Below are 21,584 nucleotides of genomic sequence, written 5' to 3' on the forward strand. Positions count from 1 at the left end.
CACGCCCCCATTAAAATTCTATTACTTTTCTTCGTCTTCACGAACAACAATGTAACGAATGATATCGTCATTGATTTTTGCTAAACGTTGGAATTCGTCAGTCGCTGTGTTGTTTTTAGTTTGGATACGTACGATGTAGTAGTAACCATCTTTGAAATCTTCAATTTCGTAAGCTAAGCGACGTTTACCCCAGTCTTTAGTTTCTAATACTTCAGAACCGTCAGAAGCTAAAATTCCGTTGAAACGTTCAACAACTGCTTTACGTGCATCTTCCTCGATGTTAGGACGAACGATGTACATTACTTCATATTTTCTCATTGTATATTTGCACCTCCTTGTGGTCTATGCGGCTTGTTACGCTTTTGCAACAAGCAAGGAATAATTTTCATTACTCACATTTCAAAATTATATCATACGCCTTGCCTTTTGACAATCATCAACCTCTTATTTTTTGAAATATACTATGTACATCCTAGAATGACGTTTCAATTTTAGTTTCGCATAGCCGATATGCCTTTTTCAGTTGATACTTTTTAACACGTATCTTCTCGTTAAATTACTCAACTAAAAAAACACTACCTCTCATCATATCGAAAGGCAGTGCTTGATGGATAAAATAATTATACGTTAAAGCGGAAATGCACGACATCGCCATCTTGCATGATATATTCTTTACCTTCAAGACGCATTTTACCCGCTTCTTTCGCGCCTTGTTCACCGTTATTATTAACGAAATCATCATAGCTTGTTACTTCTGCACGAATGAAACCACGTTCAAAGTCAGTGTGGATAATACCCGCACATTGTGGTGCTGTCATGCCTTCTTTAAATGTCCAAGCACGTACTTCTTGCACACCTGCTGTGAAGTATGTCGCAAGTCCAAGTAAGTCGTATGTTTTGCGAATCAGACGGTGTAAGCCTGGCTCTTCAATGCCTAATTCTTCTAAGAACATTTCTTTATCTTCATCATCAAGTGTCGCAATTTCTTCTTCAATTTTGGCACTGATCACGATAACTTCTGAATCTTCTTTTGCTGCATACTCACGAATCGCTTGTACTTTATCATTTTCTGCATCATTGACTTCATCTTCACCAACGTTGGCAATGTAAAGCATTGATTTAGATGTTAATAAATGTGCTTGGTTGACGTACTTTTGATCTTCATCGTTGAATTCAAGACTACGCACTGGTTTACCATCTTCAAGCGCTTCTTTAATTTTGCTTAAAATACGCACTTCATTCATTGCAGTTTTATCTTTTTGACGCGCCATTTTTTCAATACGTGGTAAACGTTTTTCAACTGACTCAAGGTCTGCTAAAACAAGTTCCATATTAATAACTTCAATGTCTTCAATTGGATTCACACGACCTGCAACATGTGTTACGTTGTCGTCATCAAATGCACGTACCACTTGGCAAATTGCATCTACTTCGCGAATATGTGACAAGAATTTATTTCCAAGTCCTTCACCTTTTGAGGCACCTTTTACGATACCTGCAATATCCGTAAATTCAAAAGTTGTTGGTAATGTTTTCTTTGGATTTACAATTTCTGCTAATTTATCCAGACGTTTATCCGGTACTTCTACAATTCCTACGTTTGGATCGATTGTGGCGAATGGGTAATTCGCTGCTAATGCCCCTGCCTTCGTGATTGCGTTAAATAGCGTAGACTTCCCTACGTTTGGTAAACCTACAATACCCGCTGTTAAAGCCATTATTCATTCTCCTTATCCTGCGTACTTGCATATTCAAGTACGTTTTTTAATTTTTTATTAAATGTTTGACGTGGCAACATGATACTTCTTTGACATGCTTCACACTTAATACGAATGTCCGCGCCCATGCGAATAATCTTAAAGCGATTTGTGCCACATGCATGCTGTTTCTTCATCTCTACTATATCATTTAAACCGTATTTTGCAGACACGTTCGTCACGCCACCTTTCAATTATGGTTGCTCATTATTTTGTTGGTACATTTGAACAAGTGTAGGTGCTGGTGCTTTAATGCCTTCTACTTGGAAAAAGTCTTTCAGTTCACGGCGTAAAATACGTGCACCTGTAAAGTTCTCGCCCGGCAACGTCTCACCAGCAATACGAATGCTGACTTCATATGCGTTCACCGCATCTACACCCAAGACTTCCGGTGCCTCTAAAAATAAATCATACTTCTCTGGGATTTTTTTAAGAAATTGATTCATTTTTTTCTCTACTAATTCAAGATTTTCATCAATAGATACTGGGATATTAATAATTGCTACCCCGTTCGTTACAGAGTAGTTCGTCACTTCACTCATTGTACCATTTGGGATCGTAGAAAGCTCACCTGTAATTGATAAAATACGTGTTGAACGCAAACCAATCGACTTTACTGTACCCTCTGCGATAGGTGCACCACTGTTCTTAATGCTGACATAATCTCCAACATCAAACTGGTTCTCAAAAATAATAAAGAAACCTGTAATAACGTCTTTAACTAAAGTTTGTGCACCGAAACCAATCGCTAAACCAACAACACCGGCACCGGCTAAGATACTTTCTACACTGATACCAAACTTACTTAAAATGGTTGTTAGTGTAATAAACCAGACAAGGTATCCTGCTGCGTTTTGAACAAGTGTAATTAATGTATGAGAACGCTTAGCACGACTTGTTCTATCTGCTTTACTATTCACTTTGAAGAATTGTTCAATCACTTTATTCAAGATACGTATCACGATAAATGCAGCTAATACGTATATTCCAACAATGACTAATTGTGTTAAAAGGTTTGAATACGTTTCAGGTTCAAGAAATGGTTGAACCATTCCTTTAATAATCGACTCAAATTTTTGCATAATCCTTCCCTTTCTTTGAATTTACTACTGTTTTTTCAACAACTGAATCAGTCGTCGATAATCCGCTTCTGAATGAAATGTAAATGTCACTCGCCCTTTGTTACGTTTTGTCGCAATGTCTACCGATGTCCCATACTTTTCGCTCAGTTGCTGTTCATGTTGTCGAATAAGTTGTGGTTTCTTAGTTGAAGCTGATGGCGTCTTAGTTGTAGAAGATGGTTGTGCCTCAGCGACACGTTGTTCTAAATAGCGTACACTCCAAGACTCCCGGACGGCTAAATCTGCATATTGTTGCATCTTTTTAGGGTCTCTCAAGCCTAATAATGTCCGCCCATGTCCACCTGATAATGTGCCTTCTCTTATTAACTGTCGAATGGACGTTGGGAGCTTTAACAAACGCAACATATTCGCGATGTACGGACGTGACTTACCAAGTCGTTCGGCCACTGCGTGTTGCGTCATATGATGTGCCTCCATCAGCTGTTGATAACTTTCTGCTTCCTCAACGGGATTCAAATTCTCACGTTGTAAATTCTCAATAATTGCAAGTTCTCTCATCTCGTGATCTGTCATTTCTCTAACAATTGCTGGAATGTGTGTTAATCCCGCTTGTTCACTTGCTCGATAACGGCGCTCTCCTGCCACAATGTAATAACCTTGAATGGATGGTGTGACGACAATAGGTTGTAACACACCATGTTCGACAATAGATTGAGAGAGTTCTAATAACTTGTCGCGGTCGAAATTTTTTCGTGGTTGATATGGATTCGGGCGTATTTCTGTCAGTGATAACATTTTGACTTGTTCACTACCTGACTCAGATGTCACATCTGACATTTCATTCACCTGCTCTCAAAAAAATTTGACTCCTCTATTTTACTGGTTGCTCCCTAGATAGACAAGGGATAGCCGTCACATTATAAAACACTAAAATGACCGTCTAATCATAATTTTCTGAAAAATGTATTGACATTATTTTTGTGGTCGTGTAAAGTGTGATTTACCAAAACAAATCACACAATATTCGAAACACTGTAAAAAGGAAAGTAGAACGTCCCCTGCGATTACAGAGAGTCTTCATTTGCTGAGAGAAGATATTGAAAGCACGTTTGAAAATGGCCTTGGAGTGTTGATGCCAATATGAGGTATCACCGGGTTCGCCCGTTATAGCGATACAGTATTAACATGTTGTTAAATGGCGTACTGGAATTCCACGTATACACCCTCACGTATACGCATACTCTATAGTACTTCATACAACTTGGCGTACTGGAAGAGGTTGCTTTAGTGATGAAGTAACGAACAAAGGTGGTACCGCGAACAAAGCTTTCGTCCTTTATATTCCGATCAATGCATCGGCTATAAAGGACGGAAGCTTTTTTTATTTTGTTTGAGGAGGTTATATCACGATGAAAGCAACTGAATTGGCACAAATTGCACTGACAGATGATTGTACGGGTGCAATCGCAAATCCTATTTATCTTTCAACTGCTTATGCGCATCCCGAGCTCGGAACATCGACAGGTTACGATTACTCGCGAACGAAGAATCCAACACGCAATGCTTTTGAAGAAGCATTCGCAAAGATTGAAGGCGGCATCGCCTCTTTCGCAACAGCGAGCGGCATGGCAAGTATTCAATTAATTTGCAGTTTATTCAAACCAGAAGATGAAATACTCGTATCATATGACTTGTACGGTGGAACGTTTCGCTTATTCCAATATTACGAACAACAATATGGTGTGACATTTAAATATGTCCACTTTGAAGATATTAATGATGTTGCAGCACATATCAATGAGAACACTCGCGCATTTTTTATCGAACCGATCTCCAATCCATTGATGATTGCGATTGACTTAGAACCGTATTACACACTTGCACAACAACACAATATTTTAACGATTGTTGATAATACATTCTTAACACCTTACTTATCGACACCGCTTAAAGATGGTGCAGACATCGTTTTACACTCTGCAACAAAATATATCGGTGGACATAACGACGTTCTTGCAGGTGTGGTAACGGTAAAAGCTGAGAACCTCGCTGAACAGTTAGGTATCTTGCACAACATGATCGTTGCAACCCTATCACCATTCGATAGTTATTTATTACAACGCGGACTCAAAACTTTGCATTTACGTGTGGAACGCTCAGAAAGTAATGCACAACGACTCGCCGAACGATGTAGAACGTTAGACGAAATTGACGAAGTACTCTATAGCGGCCAAACCGGTATGTTGAGTTTGAGACTGGCAACTGGCTATTCTGTTAGCGCCTTACTCAAACACATTGAAGTTTGTCGATTCGCTGAAAGTTTAGGGGGGACAGAAACATTCATTACATTCCCTTACACACAAACACATGTTGACATGCCAGATATCGAAAAGAACAAGCGTGGCATTGATGCACAACTCATTCGACTCTCCATCGGTATTGAAGACTACGAAGACATTGAAAATGATCTGATTCAAGCATTATCAAAATCAAGAGAGGATGTGACTGTATGACTTTAACAAAGCAAACACAATTAATTCATGACAGCAAACATGATCCGACATATCAGAGTGCGAATCAACCACTCTATTACTCATCTACTTATCGTCAAACAAAACTGGGTGGTAACGCGCATTATGACTATGCACGGAGCGGCAATCCCAACCGTGAAAATCTCGAAACAAAACTAGCTCAGTTAGAAAATGCGAAACACGGCTTTGCTTTCAACTCAGGCATCACAGCCATTACAGCCGTCTTTCTTACACTAAAGTCTGGCGATCACGTCATCTTACCTGATGATGTCTATGGTGGTACATTTCGCTTAACTGAACAGATACTATCAAAATTCAATATTTCATTTACAACAGTGAACGCTGAAAAGCCATCTGAGATTGAACGGGCCATTCAACCAAACACACAGTTGATATACATTGAAACACCTTCAAATCCGCTATTTAAAATTACTGATATTCGCGCAGTAGTCAATATTGCAAGACGTCATCAATTGCGTGTTGCTGTAGACAATACATTTATGACACCACTTGGACAACAGCCATTAGACTTAGGTGCCGACATCGTCATTCATAGCGCAACAAAATTTTTAAGTGGCCATAGCGATGTCATTGCAGGTGCGGTTATCACAAATGATGATGCCATTGCAGAATCGCTTTATCTCATTCAAAACGGAACAGGGACTGCACTATCTGTATATGATAGTTGGACACTCACACAACATCTCAAAACACTTGATGTTCGTTTTAAACAATCAGTGGAAAGTACAGCTCAAATACAAGCATTCCTAGCAGAACATCCTGCTGTTGCTGAAGTGTATTACCCAGGAAATAGTGACACACATTTACAACAAGCCCATCACGGTGGAGCGGTACTCGGTTTTCGCTTATCGGATGAAACAAAAGCCCAACAATTTGTCGATGCACTGTCTATCCCACTTGTTTCAGTCAGCTTAGGTGGTGTTGAAACCATTTTATCGCATCCAAACACAATGTCACACGCAGCCATTCCACAAAATATCCGTGAAGCCCGTGGGATTACATTTGGCCTTTTCCGATTAAGTGTAGGCTTGGAAAATGTCAATGACCTCATCTCAGACTTAGACCATGCATTAAAGGAGGTATACGATGAGTCGCTTATTAAACACATTGAAGCACAAAGTTCTAGTGGCTGACGGGGCCATGGGAACCATCCTCTATTCTGAAGGATTAGATACCTGCCCAGAAGCTTATAACCTGACACACCCTGAAAAAATCGAACAGATTCATCGTTCATACATTCAAGCCGGGGCCGATGTCATTCAAACTAATACGTATGGTGCCAACTTTGAAAAGTTAAAACAATTTGGCCTAGAGCATAAAGTGAAAGCCATTCATGAAGCTGCCGTTGATATCGCGAAACGAGCTGCTAACGATGATACCTTTATCCTCGGAACAGTCGGCGGATTCCGAGGTGTTAAACAAGGCGAACTTTCACTCTCAGCCATCCTCTACCATACCGAAATTCAAGTGGATGCACTCGTCCACGCCGGTGTCGATGGTCTGTTATTCGAAACGTATTACGACCTAGAAGAATTACTTAAAGTGATCAAAGCAACACGTGCACGATTTACCGATATTCCAATCATTGCACAGTTGACCGCTTCAAATACGAATTATCTAATCAACGGAACAGAGATTAACGATGCACTTCAACAAGTCACTGCAGCTGGCGCCAACATTGTCGGTCTCAATTGTCATCATGGCCCAATGCATATGAAAAATTCATTTAGCCATATTGCTTTACCTGAAAGTGCTTATCTTTCCTGCTATCCAAATGCCAGCTTATTAGATATTGATAATGACACAATCAAATATAGTAACAATGCACAATACTTTGGTGATACAGCCGAACAGCTCATTCAAGAAGGTGTTCGACTCATCGGTGGTTGCTGTGGGACGACACCCGAACACATTCGACACATTAAAGCATCCGTCGCATCACTGAAACCAATTAATGAAAAGAAAGTCATTCCAATTCATAAACAGCGTGAAAGAAAGAAAAAAACGTCTCAACGACTAACTCTTGCAGAACGCGTACGTCAACGTCCAACGATTATCGTTGAACTAGATACACCAAAACACTTAGATACAACACGGTTCTTCGACAATATCAAAGCTCTTGATGAAGCGAAAATTGATGCTGTAACGTTGGCGGACAATTCACTAGCAACCGTGCGTGTCTCAAATATTGCGGCCGCTAGTCTTATCAAACAACAATTTAATATTGAACCACTCGTACACATTACCTGTCGAGATCGCAACTTGATTGGCTTACAGTCTCATCTGCTCGGCTTATCATTACTCGGCATTCATGAAATATTAGCCATCACTGGAGACCCTTCAAAAGTAGGTCATCTCCCAGGTGCAACCAATGTATACGATGTGAACTCAAAAGGATTAACAGAATTAGCATTGCGCTTTAACAGGGGGATTAATTCTAACGGCGATGCGCTAAAGACAGAAACACACTTTAACATCGCGGGTGGATTCGATCCACATGTTCGAAATATTAAAGCCGCTGTTCGTAAAATGGAAACAAAAATTGAAAGTGGCATGCATTACTTTATTACACAACCTGTATTTACTAAAGAGAAAATTACTGAAATTTATGAAGCAACAAAACATCTGGATGTCCCTATCTTTATAGGTATCATGCCAATCACCAGCTACAAAAACGCCTTATTCTTACATAACGAGGTGCCTGGTATCAAGATGTCAGAAGATGTACTCGCACAGTTTGAAGCTGTCGCAGATGACAAAGAGGCAACATATGAACTTAGCTTGTCACTCTGCAAATCATTAATCGATGAAGTTCATCACTATTTCAATGGACTGTATCTCATCACACCATTTGAGCGGGTCGATTATTCACTCGCACTCGCAGAATACTCAAAATCTATTACAAACCAAAATCAGGAGGCTATATTATGACAATTAAAACAACTAACTTAGGATTCCCAAGACTTGGACGTAAACGTGAATGGAAAAAAGCAATTGAAGGTTATTGGAACGGTAAAATCACAAAAACAGAACTTGATGAAACACTTCAAGATTTACATCGCGAAAATCTTTTATTACAAAAACACCATCAACTCGACAGTGTGCCAGTAGGTGACTTCTCACTTTACGACCACATTCTCGATACATCACTCTTATTCAACATTATTCCTGAACGTTTTCAAGGACGTGACGTAGATGATGATCTATTATTCGATATCGCACGTGGTAATAAAGAACACGTCGCAAGTGCACTCATCAAATGGTTCAATACGAACTACCACTACATCGTACCTGAATGGAACAATGTGACACCGAAAGTCAGCAAAAATACATTACTTGAACGCTTCAACTATGCAAAATCACTTAATATTCCTGCACACCCAGTCATTGTTGGTCCAATTACGTTCGTGGCTTTATCAAAAGGTGGCGACCAATCTTTTGAAGAAAAAGTGCGCACATTATTACCACTTTATATCGAAGTATTCGAATCACTTGTTCAAGCAGGTGCAGAATTAATTCAAGTGGATGAACCCATTTTAGCAACAGATAAAGGTTCAGAACTTGAAGCGGTCACTCAAGATGCTTATAAAGCGTTCGCTGATGCGGAACTCGCTGACAAGTTAATTATCCAAACATACTTTGAACGTGCAAACGTGAAGTTTTTAAGTAGCCTGCCTGTAAAAGGTCTCGGTTTAGACTTTGTACATGATCGTGGGCATAACTTAGAACAAATTAAAAATGGCGATTTTGATGCTTCAAAAACTTTATTTGCTGGTATTATCGATGGCCGTAACGTATGGGCAGCAGATATTGAAGCGAAAAAAGCATTGATTGAAACACTTACACAATATACAGATGATCTTTATATCAATCCATCATCTTCATTATTACACGTACCAGTCTCATTAGACGATGAAACGTTAGATAGCGATATTCGTGATGGTTTAAGCTTCGCGACTGAAAAGTTAAACGAACTGGATGCATTGAAACGCTTATTCAATCAAGATGACACAACAAAATTTGATAAGTTAGCTGAACAATATGCCCGTTTCCAACAACAAGATTTCAAAAATTTAGACTATGATTTCGACAGTGTGCGTTCACAACGTGCCTCAGCATTTGAAGTGCGTAAAGCAGCACAACAAGAACGACTGAACTTACCAGACTTACCGACAACAACAATTGGCTCATTCCCACAATCACCTGAAGTACGTAAATACCGTGCTGATTGGAAAAATCAACGCATTACAGACGAAGCGTATGACACATTCTTAAAAGATGAAATTAAACGTTGGATTGATATTCAAGAAGACATTGGTCTTGATGTTTTTGTACATGGTGAGTTCGAACGTAATGACATGGTCGAGTTCTTCGGTGAAAAGCTACAAGGTTTCTTAGTAACGAAGTTCGGATGGGTACAATCATACGGTTCACGTGCTGTAAAACCACCAATCATTTATGGTGATGTAAAATGGACAGCGCCATTAACAGTAAAAGAAACAGTTTATGCACAAAGTCTGACTGACAAGCCTGTTAAAGGTATGCTCACAGGTCCTGTTACAATCTTAAACTGGTCATTTGAACGTGTCGACATTCCACGTGAAACAGTTCAAAATCAAATTGCACTTGCGATTAATGAAGAAGTATTAGCACTTGAAGAAGCAGGTATCAAAGTCATTCAAGTAGACGAACCTGCATTGCGTGAAGGCTTACCGCTTCGTAAAGAATTCCATGAAGATTACTTACGCAACGCAGTGCATAGCTTCAAGCTAGCGACATCATCAGTGGAAGATCATACGCAAATTCATACGCATATGTGTTACTCACAGTTCGGTCAAATCATCCATGCCATTCATGAATTGGATGCGGATGTTATCTCAATTGAAACATCACGCAGTCATGGTGACTTGATTCAGGACTTTGAAGATATCAACTATGATCTCGGTATTGGTCTTGGTGTTTATGACATCCATAGCCCACGTATCCCAACAGAAGATGAAGTCACAACAGCGATTAATCGTGCCTTACAACAAATCGATCGCTCACTCTTCTGGGTCAACCCAGACTGCGGTTTGAAAACACGTAAAGAAGACGAAGTAAAAGCAGCTTTAACTGTTCTTGTAGACAGCGCTAAAAAACTTCGCAATGCATAATGATGATTGACTTATGAAAGGAGGCTTGCCTATGACAAACGCACTATGGCATCAGCTTCAAACACTCAAAGATGCACGTTGGATTGATTTAACACATACCTTCAATGCGGACTCCCCTCACTTCTCCGCATTTGAAGGGGCACGTGTTGAAACACCTTTCACTGTTGAAAAAGACGGCTTTTTCGTTCAAGAGTGGTCATTTGTCACACAGTACGGGACGCACATCGATGCACCGATACATTTTGTGGAAAATCAACGCTACTTGCATGAACTTCAACTGAAAGAACTTGCTCTCCCCCTGATTGTATTAGATTTTTCAGATGAAGTAGCCAAGGATGCAGACTTCCGACTCACACGTGCTCATATCGAACAATGGGAAGCGGAAAATGGCATCATTGAACCCGATACCTTTGTCGCTTTTCGCAGCGATTGGTCCAAACGCTGGCCAGATCACGAAGTATTTGAAAATAAAGATTCAGACGGTAACCAACACTTACCAGGTTGGTCACTTGATGCCCTCAAATATCTCTTAGAAGAACGCCATGTGAAAGCGATAGGTCATGAAACATTTGATACGGATGCTTCTGTTGACATCGCCAAGCATGGAGACATTATTGGTGAACGCTACGTTCTTGGTCAAGATCGATACCAAATCGAACTCTTAACCAACCTAGATCAACTGCCAGCACGTGGTGCCGTGATTTACAATATTGCCCCGAAACCCGATCACGCACCCGGCTTCCCCGTTCGTAGTTTCGCCATTGCCCCTCAATCATAAAACATACACAAACAAGGTACACATTCCCCGCTGTGTACCTTGTTTTTCTTATATTAAGATGTTCGAAAGGCCGTCATGACAACACCTATTAATGTAATAATACCGCCTACTATCTCAAAAAACGCTGGGATTTCTCTTAAAAGCATATAAGAGATAATTAATGCGACAACTGGTGTTAAGTATAGTGAAAGTGTTGCGTCAGACACGCCAACTCTTTGAATCGTATATGCCAATGCAATATATGGTACCACCGTTGGACCAACACCTAAATAACAAAGCGCTATCACAGTATTGATATGTGCCTGTTGTAAGTCATTGAGACTTCCTGGTAGCCATACCAACATACACAAACCTCCAGCAATCATTGTATATATTGTCAAAGGGATAAACCCGTACTTTTCAAGCAATGATTTCTGAAATGTAAAGTAAATACTTTCACTGAACGAAGCAATTAAAATTAACAAAATACCACACACACTACTTGTTAATGATGTATCGTTTGCCAAAGAGATTAACGCAACACCTAGAAATGAGATGATAGATCCTATCCAAGCAACTTTAGGAAATGAATCTTTTAGAAGACATACCGCTAGTATCGCTGAGAAAATAGGTGTTGTTGATACAAGTAAACTTGCTATTCCTGCACTAACATAGTATTCACCGATGCTTAACGTCATATGATATACTACAAAACCACAAACACCGAGAAATAAGATAAGTGGGACATCTTTTACATCTGGGAATGGTATCTTTTTAATACTAACTATCAGTAACATCATAATACTAGCAATTACTAATCGGAGGGTCGACAAATGTATCGCTTCAAAATCTTGTAACGCCACCTTAATGACTGGAAAAGCAGATGCCCATAATGTAATCGTCACTCCAAATGCAAGATATATCGTCCAATCATACTGATATTTATTCTTCATATTATTCATACGAACACATCCTTAAAATAGTATGTTCTCATATTAATGAAGGTGTTTTATAATGAGTACAACCAATTAACTGGAAGTTTACCCAACCAATATTCAAGGAGGTGCTAACTATCAAATATAAAGACATTGCAACATACATTCGTGACAAAATCATCAGTGGTAATTGGTTTTATGGTATGAAAATTCCTTCTCAAAGACAATTAGCCAAGCAATTCCACGTCAACAGAGTTACGATTATCAAAAGTATTGAACTATTAGAAGCAGAAGGATTTATTTATACGAAACAAGGAAGTGGGACTTACGTCAATGACTATCTCAACGAAGATGCTATTACACAAAAATGGTCTGACATGATGGTGTGGTCATTAAGTGCAAGAAATCAGTATACCGTGCAGCTTATTAATAAATTAGAAACAGATACAACCTATCTTCACATTAGTAAAGGAGAACTCGGCAAAGATTTAATACCGCACATTGCATTGAAAAAAGCTATGACAACAGTATCTCATTATATTGGTGACTTATCATTTGGCTACTATAACGGCTATGGTTATGACCAACTAAGAGCATTGATTGCTCAACGTTTATGTAACCAAGGAATAAATGTTACACAAGATAACGTGCTCATTACACCCGGTGCCTTACACGCTATTCAACTGATTACAACCGGTTTTTTAAGTCGTCATACGGTCATCTTATCTCATTCGCCTTCATATATTGATTCCACATCTCTGTTTAGCAGCCTTCACTCTAAAAACATCAAGATACCGTACAATACCTTCCATCATTTTCATCGTATGATTGAACAACTCCCCAGTCACCAAGACAAAGCACTCTATATTCAACCAGCATTCAATAATCCAACAGGTCAGTCACTTTCACAACACACAAAAGAAGCAGTCGTTAAATATTGTGAATGCCATCATATTCCTATTATTGAAGATGATATCTATCGAGACATTTGGTTTAAACACTCAGAAAATACACCCATGAAATTACTAGATCAGCATGGTACTGTGCTTCATATTAGTAGTTTTTCAAAATCTATTGCTCCCGCCCTTCGCATCGGTTGGATAGTTGCATCAGAAAAAATAATTGAACAATTAGCGGATATTCGTATGCAGAACGACTATGGCTCAAGTATATTATCGCAAATGGTCATCTATGAAATGTTAAAAAATGGTGACTACGATCAACACTTACAAAAACTGCGTGATGTCTTAAAAATAAAGCGTGACGCAATGTTAAAAACTTTAGACCAGTATTATACGGATATTGCAACATGGAAAATTCCAGAAGGTGGTTTCTTTGTATGGCTCACTTTTACAAACAATATAAATATCAAACAACTCTTTGCAACACTTATTGATAAAGAAAAGATACTTATCAATCCTGGTTTTATATATGGTAGTCAAGAGAACACCGTACGCCTTTCATACGCTTTCGAAAGTATTGAAAATATTTCTTTCGTATTGAAAAAGATACGTCAATACTTGTAATAATATAAAAAGTAGGGTTCCAGCATGTTAACTATGCCTCCCCCTACTTTTCAATACATATCATTATGCTTTATTCAATTTCATAAATTCTCTCTTTCACTTTAAAAAAAGCAACAACAATATCTTTAAGTATTTCGAAGTCCTCTTGGTATTCAACAATCTGCATCGTCATATTCAATCCGTCTTCCATATCAATGTTAGATTGATAACCATTTAAAGCCAAAAACATATTCATCGCTAAGATTGCTGTACGTTTATTAGCATTGTAAAACAGATTTTTTTATAATATTAATCCATAAGATAGCAGCTTTACTATAAATATCGGGATATAACTTTCTACCAAAAACTTCTCGCTTAGGTTGATTAACAATCATTTGAAGGCTACTCACATTAGCAATACCCACTCGCTCCATAGAAGAATAATCCCCTATGACTATTACATTGATTTTAATAATTTCTTCTACTGATAAATATTTCATTTATCAACCAAAGCTTTTAAAAGGTCATCATATTGTCCCATAGACTTTTTCCAATTCTTTATCAAAATCAAATTTAGGCTCAGCTTTTTTGATTACGACAGTATCTCTAGAAGTAACAAACTCAATTTCTTCATCTATTTCGGCACCAAGAATTTCTTTTATTTTATTGGGGATTGTAATCACTGCACTGTTCCCATTTTTACGAAGAAGCACATTCATAATAATCAACCTCCATACATTCCATTTTATTACTAATATCTTTTATATTGATTGACATAGTCTTTTTTTAATTGTGTATCTTTATTAACACACTAGACAGAAGTGATGACGTTCTACCCCTACATCTATAAAAACGGGTAGTATCACTCACTTATTAAATAGCGCAGTCTCTATTTATACTCACGACACTATATGAATAGTGTGTAGACTTCCTGTTAACTTTATGTCCTTCAATTTACTATTTTTGTACTTTTTCATCAACTTATGTTACACTACAAGTAACAAGAATACTTGCATTTTAAGCACCAAATCCCCTTACTATTGCAATAGTAAGGGGATTTTTTAGTATGGCTTAGTCACCTATTTTTACTTTTCATCGCGTTTTCGAAGCCAATGCGAAAAAAGCGCAACAAAAACGGACAGTAACAAGGTTGGAACAAAAGTGCTTAGGATTTAAGCAGAACCGAACGATGAGCAAAATTGCTTTTCAAATTTTGCCGAAATCGTGGCAGTTCTGCCGAAAATCCTACTTTTGGGACACCGTTTGAAACGAGGTTGTGAGAGAAGCGCTTAGAATTTGAGCAGAATTCGAGCGATGAGTAAAATCGCTTTTTGATTTTATCGAATCGTGAAATTCTGTCGAAAATTCTGCTTCTCGAACACTGACAATCGGTTTCCCAGAGCACAAATTTATTATGTCTCAACCCCTACTGTCCGTTATATTTATTTTCGATATATTTTCACACGAATCTCATAGTAATCATCATGATCTTGTTCTTTTTGTTCAAACTTAATTCCGTTTGCACGAATCTCTAACAAGCTATCAGCGATAATGTCACGCGCTGTAGAAATATCATATACCATTTCTGGTGTTGTTTCGTCATTGTCTCCTGTTACCACAACTTCTGACTTAGCCGTTTCTTTCAGCTTGTCTTCAGTTTGTTTGACGTTCAATTGTTGTTTCACAATCAATGCTAACATCTCTTCTTGACGTTCAGCTGACAAGCCAACAAGTGCTCTACCATGACGTTCCGTAATTTGGTGGTCACGAATTGCTTGTAAGACACACGGTGTCAACTTTAATAAGCGTAACTTGTTCGCAATAAAGCTTTGACTCTTACCAACACTTTTCGCAAGTTCGGCCTGCGTAATGCCTTCAAATGCCAAGAGTTTCTTATACGCTTCAGCTTCTTCCACTGCCGACAAGTTTTCACGTTGAATATTTTCAATCAATGCGACAACTGCTGTCTCTTCATCATCAAGATGACGTACTAACACTTCTGCTTCAGTCATCTGATTCATCTGTAAGGCACGAAAACGACGTTCTCCTGCGATGATTTCATACATATTTTCTTCAATTGGACGTACAACAATTGGTTGTAGCAAACCATGTTCACGAATCGATTCGGCAAGTTCCTCAATTCGTGCACGATCAAATGTCTGACGTGGTTGATAGCGGTTCGGCACAATTCGTTCTATACGAATCGTCTCAACACCTTGTCGTTCCGTTTCCGATACTTCCATCAACGCATCTTTATTTTTAAGTCCAAACAACTTAGAAAAAGGCTTCTTCATATGCGCATCTCTCACTTTCAGCTGCTGCTATTCTACGAGCGGTGCTTTATTCGGTGTTCCTGGTTTTCGTGGATATTTCTTTGGTGTCTGACTACGTTTCTGAATTTTAATGATTTGTCGTTCTCCTGCTTCTTCAGGCAATGTAAAGCTATATACATCTTCAACACGGCCACCTAAGATACCAATCGCAAAACGTGCTTCATCTAATTCTTCTTGCCCTTTTGAAGACTTCAATGCCATGAAAAGTCCATGTTTTTTTACGAGTGGTAAGCACAGTTCACTCAATACTGACAATCTCGCTACTGCACGTGCTGTGACAATATCGAAAGACGCCCGGTAGTCTTCATTCTTACCAAATGTTTCTGCACGATCATGTACAAAGCTGACCCCTTCCAATTCTAAAGCATCCGCCAATTGGTTTAAAAACTGGATACGTTTATTCAATGAGTCAACAATCGTCACATGTAAATGCGGGAATACAATTTTTAGTGGGATACTTGGGAAACCAGCACCTGCTCCCACATCACAAATGTGTAATGGTTCATTCAAGTCACAGTAAAAACTGAGTGTAATCGAGTCATAAAAATGTTTCAAATAAACTTCATGTTTCTCTGTAATACTTGTCAGATTGATTTTATCATTCCACGTTACAAGCATATCATAATACGTTTCAAATTGTTGCTTCTGCTTGTCTGACAATGTCATACCATGTTCATCTAATTGTTTTGCTAACCATTCTACACTCATTTATTTCACCCTTTGTATTTTCCCTTGTTCCAGATAAACCAACAAGATTGAGATATCGGCTGGGTTTACCCCTGAAATACGTGAAGCTTGCGCAATATTTAATGGTTTGACTTCTGATAATTTTTCACGTGCTTCAGATGCCAAACTATCAATCTTAGAATAATCTAGATCCTCTGGAATTTTCTTTTGCTCCATACGTTTTACTTTATCAACTTGTTGTAAGGATTTATTGATATAACCTTCATATTTTGTTTGAATTTCAATTTGTTCTTCAACATCTGCTGATAACACATGTTCTTCTTCTAAAATTTCTAAGACTTTCTCATATGTCATCTCTGGACGACGTAATAATTCATTCGCTAAGATACCATCTTTCAAGCGAGAACCACCTTCACGTTCAATAATCGCTTGAACACGTTCTGATGGCTTAATACGTATGCCTGCTAAACGTGCTAATTCATCTTTGATCTGTTCACGTTTTTCATTAAAACGGGCATAACGTTCTTCAGAAATTAAGCCAAGTTCATGACCGATATCTGTTAAACGTAAGTCTGCATTATCATGACGTAATAATAAACGATATTCTGCACGAGATGTTAATAAACGATAAGGTTCATTTGTCCCTTTCGTTACAAGGTCATCAATTAATACACCAATATACGCATCTGAACGACGTAAGATTTTCTCTTCCTTACCTAGAACACGTCCGGCTGCATTAATACCCGCCATTAGGCCTTGTCCTGCCGCTTCTTCATATCCAGATGTTCCGTTAATTTGTCCTGCTGTATAAAGATTCTTGATCATTTTCGTTTCAAGTGTTGGCCAAAGTTGTGTAGGAACAATCGCATCATATTCAATTGCGTATCCTGCACGCATCATGTCTGCTTTCTCAAGCCCTGGAATTGTCGCAAGCATTTGACGTTGAACCGCTTCAGGTAAGCTTGTAGACAATCCTTGAACATATACTTCATTCGTATTACGACCTTCTGGCTCTAAGAACAACTGATGACGTGGTTTATCATTGAAACGGACAAACTTATCTTCAATTGATGGACAGTAACGTGGCCCTGTTCCTTTGATCATGCCTGAGTACATCGCTGAAAGATGCAAGTTATCATCAATCACTTTATGTGTTTCTCCATTTGTATATGTTAACCAACATGGAAGTTGATCCAAGATATATTCCGTTGTTTCATAACTAAATGCACGACCAACATCGTCACCAGGTTGAATTTCTGTTTTACTGTAATCAATAGTTTTCGCATTGACACGTGGTGGCGTTCCCGTTTTAAAACGGACAACATCAAAACCGATTTCTCTTAAATGATCTGCTAATGTAATAGATGGGAGTTGGTGGTTCGGTCCACTTGAGTACTTCAAGTTACCAAGGATAATTTCTCCGCGTAAGAATGTTCCTGTTGTTAAAATAACCGCTTCTGCACGATATTCTGTTCCAACATTTGTACGGACACCCTTCACTGCGCCATCTTCAATGATCAACTCATCAACCATCCCTTGCATCACTTCAAGATTGTCTTCATCTTCTAATACGCGCTTCATCTCTTGTTGATACAATACTTTATCGGCTTGTGCGCGTAATGCACGCACTGCTGGGCCTTTCCCTGTATTTAACATACGCATTTGAATGTGCGTTTTATCAATTGTTTCTGCCATTTGTCCGCCCAATGCATCAATCTCACGGACAACAATCCCTTTCGCCGGTCCACCGACTGATGGGTTACATGGCATGAATGCAATGTTATCTAAATTTATCGTTAACATTAATGTACGTGCGCCACGACGTGCAGAAGCCAAACCTGCTTCAACACCTGAATGCCCTGCACCTACAACAATAACATCATATGTTTTAATCATTCGTATTCCTCCATACATTATTTTCCGAGACAGAACTGGCTAAAGAGTTGATCAATCAGTTCTTCGCTTGCTGATTCACCAATAATTTCACCAAGTAATTCCCAAGTACGTGTTAAATCAATCTGTACCATATCCATTGGAATACCTGCCTCTGCTGCTTCAATCGCATCTTGAATCGTTTGTTTTGCTTGTTTTAATAACGAGATATGACGTGAATTCGATACATACGTCATATCTTGGTTTTGTATCGAACCGTCAAAGAACAGGTCACGAATTTGTAGTTCTAACGCATCAATCCCCTGTTGTGTTTGCATAGATGTTTCAATAAGCGGTTTGTCACCAATCATTTCTTTTACATCATCGATATCTAATTGACGGTCCAGGTCAGTCTTATTCACAATGACAATAACGTCTTCATTTTTAATCACTTCGTAAAGTTGACGATCTTCTTGCGTGAGTGCCTCATTATTATTTAAAACAAACAAGATTAAGTCTGCTTCTTGTAATGCCTTACGTGAACGTTCAACACCGATACGCTCCACAATATCTTCTGTTTCACGAATACCTGCCGTGTCGACCAACTTCAATGGCACACCGCGCACATTAACATATTCTTCTAAGACGTCTCGCGTTGTTCCAGCTACTTCTGTCACAATCGCCTTGTTTGACTGAATCAAATTGTTCAACATGGAAGACTTCCCTACGTTCGGCTTCCCAACAATAACTGTTGATAGACCCTCACGCATAATCTTTCCTTGAACACCTGTATCGAGTAACTGTTGAATTTCTTGCTTGATTTGACGAGAACGTTCTAATAAAAATTCTGTTGTCGCTTCTTCAACATCATCATATTCAGGATAATCAATATTCACTTCAACTTGCGCTAATACTTCTAAAATAGACTGGCGTTGTTGTTGAATCAGTGTACTCAAGCGCCCTTCAATTTGATTCATCGCTACTTTAGATGCACGATCTGTCTTAGATCTGATAAAGTCCATCACAGCTTCAGCTTGAGATAAGTCGATACGACCATTTAAAAAGGCACGTTTCGTATATTCACCCGGCTCTGCCATACGAGCTCCGTGTGTCATCGTTAACTCTAGAACACGGTTAATTGTTAAAATACCACCATGACAGTTAATTTCAACGATATCTTCTCGTGTAAATGTACGTGGTGCGCGTAAAACGGAAACCATCACTTCTTCTACAACATCACCCGTTTCTGGATCAATAATATGTCCATAATTAATCGTATGCGTTGGCACCTGTTTTAACTTTTGCTTACCTTTATATAATTTATCTGCAATTGCGACTGCATCATGCCCAGATAAACGCACAATACCAATCGCACCCTCACCCATCGGCGTTGATATACTCGTGATTGTATCTAACTGCTCCACGTCAACGTGCCTCCTTTACTCAATTTGATTATGCCTTATTGTAAAATGTTTCGGCTCGAATTGCGACTATACTGTTCAATCCTTGTTAGACTCATTACATTTTAGACTTCGGTTTGTCTGACGTCACACAAACCGAAGTCTAACCTCTAACTTATTCTCTTATTAAATACCTTCGCAATCTTCAAGACATGTTCTAAACTCTTTTGTACTTCTTGTACCGACATATCTTTTGCCGGAAAACGTGCAATGACGATTAAATCTTTCGGTAAAAAATCTTCTTTGTGTACTTTAAAGCATTCTCTAATACTTCTCTTAATACGATTGCGTGTTACTGCATTACCCAGTTTTTTAGAAACGCTAATCCCTAGGCGAAAATGATCCGCTCGTTGTCGATCATAACTATAAACGACAAACTGGCGATTCGCGACTGATTTGCCATGTCGATAAATCTTTTGAAAATCAGCATTCTTTTTAATACGGTATGCTTTTTCCATTTACTATCACTCGTCTTTCTGATTATAACGTCTCTTCATATGATCGTGAGATTAAATATCCTATATATATGTGCCACTTCTTCTAAAAAGCTGATGATTCAGGCGTCAGGTAGACTCCCCTACCCTATTCATCAGATAAAATATGGCATACTTTCGCAAAAAAAAGACCACTGAATAGTCAGTGATCTTATGCTGATAAAACTTTACGACCTTTACGACGACGACGCGCCAATACTTTACGGCCATTTTTAGTGCTCATACGTTTTCTGAAACCATGAACTTTACTATGTTTACGTTTGTTTGGTTGATAAGTACGTTTTACCATGCAAAACACCTCCGTCTCAATTCGTCCAATTATCTAATCATCACTCTAGATAAGTTAATTTTCGATTTCTACATTTAAAATAGAACTGTCTTTTAAATGAAATGTTTACATTTCAAGCAACTACTACAATATAACAAAATACAATTTGTAAATCAAGTACGATTTTAATAACTTCTATATATTTTATATGAAATACTTGTAAATGCTATGACTTCTGCACTGACATAACCATACATATCCTATATCTTTAAATACATTTTAATTCCAACAAACAATACTTAAAAATGAAATATCATCACTCTCATGTTATTCATCATCATTTTTAAAACTAAATTAAGTATCCACAAGTATAAATTGAAACCGCTTGTAAGTTATCCACTTATACACAGATGATTTTCAGAAAACTGTGGATAATTAATTTTCATCACACAACTTATCCAAAAGCACACGCACATATTCACACCCATTTGACATGTAAGAATGTTAAAAAGTATAATTGTGTGGATAAGTGGTTAAAACCCTTATATTCTCTAGCTTTATATATAACAATTTTCTCCCATATTCCTGTGAATAAGTCTGACTTTTTCTTATTTCATCCACAACATGTGAGTAGTTTGTGGATAATTATTCACAGGCTGTGTTTAGTCTCTCTTTAGGATGGGGATATTGTGAATAACTAAAATTTTATAGAGGAAGATGGCGTTAAAA

At 38.4% G+C, this 21,584-nt stretch carries 22 protein-coding genes and 1 other annotated feature; of the genes, 6 read left to right on the top strand and 16 right to left on the bottom strand.

The annotated features are described in order from the left end of the window. Window positions 1-21: 21 nt before the first annotated feature. The 5 genes from rpsF to MUA88_RS10805 all read right to left on the bottom strand — a co-directional run bounded on the left by rpsF (window position 22) and on the right by MUA88_RS10805 (window position 3,676). Window positions 22-318: a 30S ribosomal protein S6 gene (gene rpsF / locus MUA88_RS10785; protein ID WP_262604147.1), complete on the bottom strand. Its 297-nt coding sequence runs from the start codon at window positions 316-318 to the stop codon at window positions 22-24. Window positions 319-620: 302 nt separating this feature from the next. Next, entirely contained in the window at window positions 621-1,718 is a 1,098-nt protein-coding gene (gene ychF / locus MUA88_RS10790; RefSeq protein ID WP_262604148.1) for a redox-regulated ATPase YchF, read from the bottom strand. Continuing rightward, the gene (locus tag MUA88_RS10795) at window positions 1,718-1,930 is read right to left on the bottom strand and encodes a DUF951 domain-containing protein (RefSeq protein WP_262604149.1); all 213 of its coding nucleotides are present in this window, start codon (window positions 1,928-1,930) and stop codon (window positions 1,718-1,720) included. The genes ychF and MUA88_RS10795 overlap by 1 nt, the downstream gene beginning before the upstream one ends. A gap of 21 nt (window positions 1,931-1,951) precedes the next feature. Next, entirely contained in the window at window positions 1,952-2,839 is an 888-nt protein-coding gene (locus MUA88_RS10800; RefSeq protein ID WP_262605567.1) for a mechanosensitive ion channel family protein, read from the bottom strand. Between the two features lie 24 nt (window positions 2,840-2,863). Next, window positions 2,864-3,676: a ParB/RepB/Spo0J family partition protein gene (locus MUA88_RS10805; protein ID WP_262605568.1), complete on the bottom strand. Its 813-nt coding sequence runs from the start codon at window positions 3,674-3,676 to the stop codon at window positions 2,864-2,866. A 188-nt stretch (window positions 3,677-3,864) separates the two neighbouring features. Then, window positions 3,865-4,179 (top strand) — a binding site (T-box leader). A gap of 69 nt (window positions 4,180-4,248) precedes the next feature. On the opposite strand from MUA88_RS10805, the gene MUA88_RS10810 reads away from it, so the two are divergent. The 5 genes from MUA88_RS10810 to MUA88_RS10830 are packed head-to-tail and all read left to right on the top strand — an operon-like array spanning window position 4,249 to window position 11,322. Beyond that, window positions 4,249-5,352: an aminotransferase class I/II-fold pyridoxal phosphate-dependent enzyme gene (locus tag MUA88_RS10810; RefSeq protein ID WP_262605569.1), complete on the top strand. Its 1,104-nt coding sequence runs from the start codon at window positions 4,249-4,251 to the stop codon at window positions 5,350-5,352. Continuing rightward, a complete protein-coding gene (gene metC / locus MUA88_RS10815) occupies window positions 5,349-6,524 on the top strand; it encodes a cystathionine beta-lyase MetC (RefSeq protein ID WP_262604153.1) in 1,176 nt (391 codons plus the stop codon). The genes MUA88_RS10810 and metC overlap by 4 nt, the downstream gene beginning before the upstream one ends. Next, window positions 6,478-8,322, top strand: coding sequence for a bifunctional homocysteine S-methyltransferase/methylenetetrahydrofolate reductase (locus tag MUA88_RS10820; RefSeq protein ID WP_262604154.1), 1,845 nt, complete (start codon window positions 6,478-6,480; stop codon window positions 8,320-8,322). The genes metC and MUA88_RS10820 overlap by 47 nt, the downstream gene beginning before the upstream one ends. Continuing rightward, complete coding sequence (metE, locus tag MUA88_RS10825) at window positions 8,316-10,544, top strand: 5-methyltetrahydropteroyltriglutamate--homocysteine S-methyltransferase (protein ID WP_262605963.1); 2,229 nt, start codon at window positions 8,316-8,318, stop codon at window positions 10,542-10,544. The genes MUA88_RS10820 and metE overlap by 7 nt, the downstream gene beginning before the upstream one ends. 31 nt (window positions 10,545-10,575) lie before the next feature. Continuing rightward, entirely contained in the window at window positions 10,576-11,322 is a 747-nt protein-coding gene (locus MUA88_RS10830) for a cyclase family protein (protein WP_262605570.1), read from the top strand. Between the two features lie 53 nt (window positions 11,323-11,375). Here MUA88_RS10830 and MUA88_RS10835 read toward each other — a convergent pair whose 3' ends face one another. Then, window positions 11,376-12,263, bottom strand: a complete 888-nt coding sequence (locus tag MUA88_RS10835) for a DMT family transporter (protein ID WP_262604156.1) — start codon at window positions 12,261-12,263, stop codon at window positions 11,376-11,378. 101 nt (window positions 12,264-12,364) lie between these two features. Here MUA88_RS10835 and MUA88_RS10840 point away from each other — a divergent pair, with 101 nt between their 5' ends. Beyond that, complete coding sequence (locus tag MUA88_RS10840) at window positions 12,365-13,762, top strand: aminotransferase-like domain-containing protein (protein ID WP_262604157.1); 1,398 nt, start codon at window positions 12,365-12,367, stop codon at window positions 13,760-13,762. Window positions 13,763-13,832: 70 nt separating this feature from the next. Here MUA88_RS10840 and MUA88_RS10845 read toward each other — a convergent pair whose 3' ends face one another. From MUA88_RS10845 to rpmH, 10 genes are all read right to left on the bottom strand, one after another. Continuing rightward, window positions 13,833-13,991 carry a hypothetical protein gene (locus MUA88_RS10845; RefSeq protein WP_262605571.1) on the bottom strand — a complete coding sequence of 53 codons (159 nt, stop codon included), beginning with the start codon at window positions 13,989-13,991 and terminating at the stop codon, window positions 13,833-13,835. A 28-nt stretch (window positions 13,992-14,019) separates the two neighbouring features. Then, entirely contained in the window at window positions 14,020-14,241 is a 222-nt protein-coding gene (locus MUA88_RS10850) for a hypothetical protein (protein ID WP_262604159.1), read from the bottom strand. A gap of 27 nt (window positions 14,242-14,268) precedes the next feature. After that, entirely contained in the window at window positions 14,269-14,460 is a 192-nt protein-coding gene (locus MUA88_RS10855) for an AbrB/MazE/SpoVT family DNA-binding domain-containing protein (protein ID WP_262605572.1), read from the bottom strand. Window positions 14,461-14,826: 366 nt separating this feature from the next. After that, window positions 14,827-14,889, bottom strand: coding sequence for a type I toxin-antitoxin system Fst family toxin (locus tag MUA88_RS10970; RefSeq protein ID WP_481906581.1), 63 nt, complete (start codon window positions 14,887-14,889; stop codon window positions 14,827-14,829). Between the two features lie 294 nt (window positions 14,890-15,183). Beyond that, window positions 15,184-16,035 carry a ParB/RepB/Spo0J family partition protein gene (locus MUA88_RS10860; RefSeq protein WP_262605573.1) on the bottom strand — a complete coding sequence of 284 codons (852 nt, stop codon included), beginning with the start codon at window positions 16,033-16,035 and terminating at the stop codon, window positions 15,184-15,186. 27 nt (window positions 16,036-16,062) lie between these two features. Continuing rightward, entirely contained in the window at window positions 16,063-16,782 is a 720-nt protein-coding gene (gene rsmG, locus MUA88_RS10865) for a 16S rRNA (guanine(527)-N(7))-methyltransferase RsmG (protein ID WP_262605574.1), read from the bottom strand. Beyond that, a complete protein-coding gene (gene mnmG, locus MUA88_RS10870; protein WP_262605575.1) occupies window positions 16,783-18,657 on the bottom strand; it encodes a tRNA uridine-5-carboxymethylaminomethyl(34) synthesis enzyme MnmG in 1,875 nt (624 codons plus the stop codon). Window positions 18,658-18,674: 17 nt separating this feature from the next. Then, complete coding sequence (mnmE, locus tag MUA88_RS10875) at window positions 18,675-20,057, bottom strand: tRNA uridine-5-carboxymethylaminomethyl(34) synthesis GTPase MnmE (protein ID WP_262605576.1); 1,383 nt, start codon at window positions 20,055-20,057, stop codon at window positions 18,675-18,677. Between the two features lie 146 nt (window positions 20,058-20,203). After that, window positions 20,204-20,551, bottom strand: a complete 348-nt coding sequence (gene rnpA / locus MUA88_RS10880) for a ribonuclease P protein component (protein ID WP_262604165.1) — start codon at window positions 20,549-20,551, stop codon at window positions 20,204-20,206. A gap of 187 nt (window positions 20,552-20,738) precedes the next feature. Beyond that, window positions 20,739-20,876 (bottom strand): 50S ribosomal protein L34, encoded by a 138-nt coding sequence (rpmH, locus tag MUA88_RS10885; RefSeq protein ID WP_000240855.1) that lies wholly within the window; start codon window positions 20,874-20,876, stop codon window positions 20,739-20,741. Window positions 20,877-21,584 lie beyond the last annotated feature (708 nt).

Source organism: Staphylococcus sp. IVB6240 (genome assembly GCF_025558425.1).
GTDB lineage: Bacteria > Bacillota > Bacilli > Staphylococcales > Staphylococcaceae > Staphylococcus.

Coding starts and splice junctions, on each gene's coding strand:
- rnpA (WP_262604165.1), bottom strand. CDS start 20,551: ATGGAAAAAGCATACCGTATTAAAAAGAATGCTGATTTTCAAAAGATT.
- MUA88_RS10800 (WP_262605567.1), bottom strand. CDS start 2,839: ATGCAAAAATTTGAGTCGATTATTAAAGGAATGGTTCAACCATTTCTT.
- MUA88_RS10835 (WP_262604156.1), bottom strand. CDS start 12,263: ATGAATAATATGAAGAATAAATATCAGTATGATTGGACGATATATCTT.
- MUA88_RS10830 (WP_262605570.1), top strand. CDS start 10,576: ATGACAAACGCACTATGGCATCAGCTTCAAACACTCAAAGATGCACGT.
- MUA88_RS10845 (WP_262605571.1), bottom strand. CDS start 13,991: ATGTTTTTGGCTTTAAATGGTTATCAATCTAACATTGATATGGAAGAC.
- MUA88_RS10805 (WP_262605568.1), bottom strand. CDS start 3,676: ATGTCAGATGTGACATCTGAGTCAGGTAGTGAACAAGTCAAAATGTTA.
- rpsF (WP_262604147.1), bottom strand. CDS start 318: ATGAGAAAATATGAAGTAATGTACATCGTTCGTCCTAACATCGAGGAA.
- MUA88_RS10850 (WP_262604159.1), bottom strand. CDS start 14,241: ATGAAATATTTATCAGTAGAAGAAATTATTAAAATCAATGTAATAGTC.
- metC (WP_262604153.1), top strand. CDS start 5,349: ATGACTTTAACAAAGCAAACACAATTAATTCATGACAGCAAACATGAT.
- rpmH (WP_000240855.1), bottom strand. CDS start 20,876: ATGGTAAAACGTACTTATCAACCAAACAAACGTAAACATAGTAAAGTT.
- ychF (WP_262604148.1), bottom strand. CDS start 1,718: ATGGCTTTAACAGCGGGTATTGTAGGTTTACCAAACGTAGGGAAGTCT.
- MUA88_RS10810 (WP_262605569.1), top strand. CDS start 4,249: ATGAAAGCAACTGAATTGGCACAAATTGCACTGACAGATGATTGTACG.
- rsmG (WP_262605574.1), bottom strand. CDS start 16,782: ATGAGTGTAGAATGGTTAGCAAAACAATTAGATGAACATGGTATGACA.
- MUA88_RS10820 (WP_262604154.1), top strand. CDS start 6,478: ATGAGTCGCTTATTAAACACATTGAAGCACAAAGTTCTAGTGGCTGAC.
- MUA88_RS10855 (WP_262605572.1), bottom strand. CDS start 14,460: ATGAATGTGCTTCTTCGTAAAAATGGGAACAGTGCAGTGATTACAATC.
- MUA88_RS10860 (WP_262605573.1), bottom strand. CDS start 16,035: ATGAAGAAGCCTTTTTCTAAGTTGTTTGGACTTAAAAATAAAGATGCG.
- mnmG (WP_262605575.1), bottom strand. CDS start 18,657: ATGATTAAAACATATGATGTTATTGTTGTAGGTGCAGGGCATTCAGGT.